The 4,549-nt window shown below is 72.4% G+C and carries 3 protein-coding genes and 1 pseudogene; 3 read left to right on the forward strand and 1 reads right to left on the reverse strand.

The annotated features are described in order from the left end of the window. Positions 1 to 373: pseudogene (locus H5J33_RS24590) on the forward strand (DNA2/NAM7 family helicase); the annotation flags it as partial. 144 nt (positions 374 to 517) lie between these two features. After that, positions 518 to 1,615 (forward strand): LLM class flavin-dependent oxidoreductase, encoded by a 1,098-nt coding sequence (locus H5J33_RS24595; RefSeq protein ID WP_181797063.1) that lies wholly within the window; start codon positions 518 to 520, stop codon positions 1,613 to 1,615. Here the strand turns inward: H5J33_RS24595 and H5J33_RS24600 are convergent. Continuing rightward, positions 1,594 to 3,399 (reverse strand): bifunctional diguanylate cyclase/phosphodiesterase, encoded by a 1,806-nt coding sequence (locus tag H5J33_RS24600; protein ID WP_181797064.1) that lies wholly within the window; start codon positions 3,397 to 3,399, stop codon positions 1,594 to 1,596. The two genes, H5J33_RS24595 and H5J33_RS24600, sit on opposite strands and share 22 nt — an antisense overlap. Positions 3,400 to 3,766: 367 nt before the next feature. Between H5J33_RS24600 and H5J33_RS24605 the strand changes: the two genes are divergently transcribed. After that, positions 3,767 to 4,549 (forward strand): M6 family metalloprotease domain-containing protein (locus tag H5J33_RS24605; RefSeq protein ID WP_181797065.1); only part of this gene is annotated, 783 nt, incomplete at its 3' end.

Genomic DNA, 4,549 nt, shown 5'->3' on the forward strand with positions numbered 1-4,549 from the left:
CCCGGATCGTCAGGTTCCGGATGATCACGTTGTGGACGCCCTGGCCGAGCTGGGCGTGCGCGGGGTCACGGTCGACACCGCGAACCGGCTCCAGGGCCGGGAGTACGACGTGACGGTCGTCCTGCACCCGCTCTCCGGCCGCCCCGACGCCACCGCGTTCCACCTGGAGACCGGCCGGCTGTGCGTCCTGGCCTCCCGCCACCGCCACGCCTGCATCATGATCTGCCGGGCCGGCGTCCCCGACCTCCTGGACGACTACCCCGCCACGGAACCGGTCCAGCTGGGCACCCTGGTGAAGTTCCCGGACGGCTGGGAGGCGAACCACGCGGTGCTGTCCCACCTGACCGAGCACCGGGTGGCCTGGCGCCCCTGACCGACTACGGCCCACCCCCCGGCCGGACGGAGTCCGGCACGCCCGCCGGCCTCCGTGAGCGTGGGAGCGCGTCCGGAATAAACGGAGACTCCCTCCTGTTGGCGCCCGGAGGACAGCGCAGTGCTCGGAACAGGAGGCCATACGGTGGCGGCAGACGAGGTTGACGAGATCAGGGGGGTCACGCGCGGCAGCGCCCCCGTGCCCCTGTCCGTACTGGACCTGGTGACCGTCGGCGCGGGGAGTACCGCCTCCGACGCCCTGCGCACCAGCGTCTCGCTCGCCCGGCTCGCGGAGTCCCGCGGCTTCCACCGGTACTGGGTCGCCGAGCACCACTCCATGCCCGGCGTGGCCTCCTCCTCCCCCGCCGTGATCCTCGCCCACCTCGCCGCCCACACCGACCGCATCCGGCTCGGCTCGGGCGGCGTCATGCTGCCCAACCACGCACCGCTGGTGATCGCGGAGCAGTTCGGCACGCTGGAGGCGATGGCCCCGGGCCGGGTCGACCTGGGGCTGGGCCGGGCACCGGGCACGGACGGCGCCACCGCCGCGGCCCTGCGCCGCACCGACCGGCTGAACGAGGGCGCCGACGACTTCCCCCAGCAGCTCGCCGAGCTGACCCGGTTCCTGGACGACGACTTCCCCGACGGACACCCGTACCGGCGCATCCACGCGATCCCGGGGCCCGTGCAGGGCACCTCGCCCGGCGGGGTGCAGTCCCCGCACCGCCCGCCGATCTGGCTGCTCGGCTCCTCCGGGTTCAGCGCGCGGCTGGCCGGCCTGCTCGGTCTGCCGTTCGCCTTCGCGCACCACTTCTCCGCGCAGAACACCATCCCGGCCCTTGACCTGTACCGGGAGACCTTCCGCCCGTCCGCCGTCCTGGCCGAGCCGTACGCCCTCATCGGGGTCTCCGCCCTCGCCGCGGACGACCCGCGGGAGGCCCGCCGGCAGACCCGGGCGGTGGCGCTGAACATGCTCCGGCTGCGCACCGGCCGGCCGGGGCTGTTCCCGGACCCGGAGGAGGCCGAGCGGCACGAGTTCAGCCCGATGGAGGAGGAGTTCATCACCTCCTGGACGGCGAACATCGTGCACGGCACGGCCGACGAGGTCCGCACCGGCCTGGACGATCTGCACAAGCGCACCGGGGCCGACGAGCTGATGCTCGTCTCGCACGCGCACCGCGGCGAGCTGCGGCTGCGCTCCTACGAACTGATCGCCGACGCCTACGGGTTGCCGACCGCGTAGGTCCGCGCGCCGAGCAGCTCGGAGATACGGTCCGGCGGCACCGGGCGGGAGTACAGCCAGCCCTGCCCGGTGTCGCAGCCGATCCGGCGCAGCCGGCTGGCCTGGGCCGAGGTCTCTACGCACTCCGCGGTGACCGTGAGGCCGAGCCGGTGGGCGAGCTGGATCATCGCCTCGACGACGACCTCGTCGGCCGGGTTGGGCATGGCGTCCCGGGCGGCCTCCTCGTACTGGAAGCCGCGGACGAAGGAGCCGTCCAGCTTCAGCGCGGAGACCGGCAGCCGGCTCAGGTAGGCGAGGTTGGAGTAGCCGGTGCCGAAGTCGTCGATGGCGATGCGCACGCCCATGTCGCTGAGTGCCTGCAGGGCCTGGAGCGGGCGGCCCGCCGAGCCCATCACCGCGGACTCGGTCAGCTCCAGCTGGAGCAGGTGCGGGGCGAGCCCGGTCTCGGCGAGGGTCTCGGCGACGTCGGCCACCAGGTCGGAGTCCCACACCTGCCGTACGGCCACGTTGACACTGACGAAGATGGGCGGTTCGCCGGGGCGGTCGAGCTGCCAGCGGCGGGCCTGCCGGCAGGCGGTGACCAGCGCCCAGCGGCCCAGCTGCACGATCGAGCCGTCCTCCTCGGCCAGTCCGATGAACCGATTCGGCGTGAGCGTGCCGAACTGCGGGTGGTGCCAGCGGATCAGCGCCTCGACACCGTTGAGCCGGCCGTCCTCCATGGCCACCAGCGGCTGGTACTCCAGTGCGAACTCGCCCCGCTCGATGGCGGGGCGGAGGGTGGAGGACAGGGCCTGGCGGGTCATGCGGTGGGCGTTGCGCTCGGGGTCGAACAGGGTCCAGCGGGCCTTGCCGTCGGCCTTCGCCCAGTACAGCGTCGTATCGGCGGCCTGCATCAGCCCGGTGGCCGTGGTGCCCGCGGCGTGCCGTTCGACGACGCCGATGGAGGCGGTCAGCGACAGCCGCTGTCCGGCCAGGTCGAAGGGTTCCTGAAGGGCCTTGAGCGCGGAGTCGGCCAGGTCGGCGAGTTGTTCGGTGCCGGTGGAGTCCTCCACCAGCAGGGCGAACTCGTCGCCGCCGAGCCGGGCCACCAGCGGGGTGGCGGCGCGGGCGTAGCCTGCCGCGTCGGCGACCCGGGTCAGCCGTGCGGCCACGGCCGAAAGCAGCCGGTCGCCGACGCGGTGGCCGAGGGTGTCGTTGACGGCCTTGAAGCCGTCGAGGTCCAGATAGCACAGGCCGATCCGGCCGGTGCCGCCCTGTTCGTACGGCTCCGCCTCCAGCGCGGCCGTCAGCCGCTCGAAGAACAGCGTGCGGTTGGGCAGCCGGGTCACCGGGTCGTGCATCTGCAAATGCCGTAGTTGTGCCTGGAGTTCGCGGCTGGCGCTGATGTCGGCGACCGACATCAGGGCGCCGGGCTCGCCGCCGCTCAGCGGGGCCAGGGTGATCTGCGCCCACACCGAGTTCCCTCCGGGCCGTTTGAGCCGGCGGGTGCAGCGCAGCCGGGTCTGGCGGCCGCTCAGCACCTCCTGGAAGGCGTGCCGGCCGCGGGGGTCCGCGGCCAGGTCCACCAGGTCGGCGGCGGACCGCCCGACGGCTGTGTCCGCGTCGATGCCGAGCAGTTCACCGAGGGCGGTGTTGGCGGTGACGACGAGCCCCTCGGGACCCACGACCGCCATGGCGAGCGGGGCGGTCGCGAAGACACGGTGGTAGGTGGTGTAGTGACTGTCTGTGACGGCTGACCGGTCGAGGTCTGCCGCGGGCGTCGGCCCTTCGGACGTTCCGCTCACCGCTCGCTCCCGCAGTGCACTCGATCTCTGTCCGTGCCGGAAAGTGTGCCGATCATAGAGGCTGGCCCCGGGCCCTTCCAGCCGATGTCCAGTGTCCCGGACCGAGCACAGGTTCTGACAGATCGTTTCTGCCCGCACCTGGGCAGCTTCTTCGGCCCTCCGACAAGTTGTGACGTTCCGTGAATGTTTCCGGATATCGAGCGCCGGGGCGCGCCCGGCGCTCGATGGGCGTGCGCTCACCCATCCGGTGCACACAAACAGGGCATAAACCAATGAATACCAGCAATCTGGGTGCGGGTCCCGCGAACCACACCCGGAGGTCACGTCCGTGCCCAAGCTGCGCAGCACCGCCGCCGTGTTCACCACGATGTCGGCGCTCGCCGCGACCTCGATCCTCACCGGCCGGTCGGCCGCCGAGCCGTTCTCCACGGCCCCCTGCGCGCTGCACCGCACCGACGCCCACCACTCGGAGGGCGTGGACACCTGGAACACCGCCTACCCCCGTCCGGCCGGCACCCTCGACGCCGTACTGGTCTTCCTGTCCTTCCCCGACTCCGCCCCGCGCACCACCCCCGAGGAACTGACGGCCGACCACTTCCCGGCCACCAGCGGCTTCTACGCGCAGTCCTCCTACGGCAGGTTCACCCTGCGCCCGCACCCGCTGCGGCGCTGGCTGCGCATGCCGCGGCCGTCGACGTCGTACGCCATAAGGCGGGACTGGAGCGCCGAGGACCGCGCCGCCTATCTGCGCGACGCGTTCGCCGTGGCCGACAAGGAGGTCGACTTCTCGCGCTACCAGGTCGTCTACCTCGTCGCGGATCCGGACGCGCCCGGGGTCGACTCGGACGCCACGAAGGTGGTGAACCTCGACGCGCCCCTGCGCGCGGACGGCACCGACATCCACCGGGTGGTCACCGTCTTCGAGCACCACCCGCCGGACCGGCTGGTCCTCGCCCACGAGACCGGCCACGTCTTCGACCTGCCCGATCTGTACCACCGTCCGGCCGACGGCAAGGGCGACTGGGACACCCATGTCGGCGACTGGGACCTGATGGGCAGCCAGTTCGGCCTGGCACCCGACCTGCTGGGCTGGCACAAGTGGCGGCTCGGCTGGCTGGATCCGCGCCAGGTGGTGTGCGTGCGCGGTGCC

The organism is Streptomyces sp. WELS2 (genome assembly GCF_013870595.1).
Taxonomy (GTDB): Bacteria; Actinomycetota; Actinomycetes; order Streptomycetales; family Streptomycetaceae; genus Streptomyces.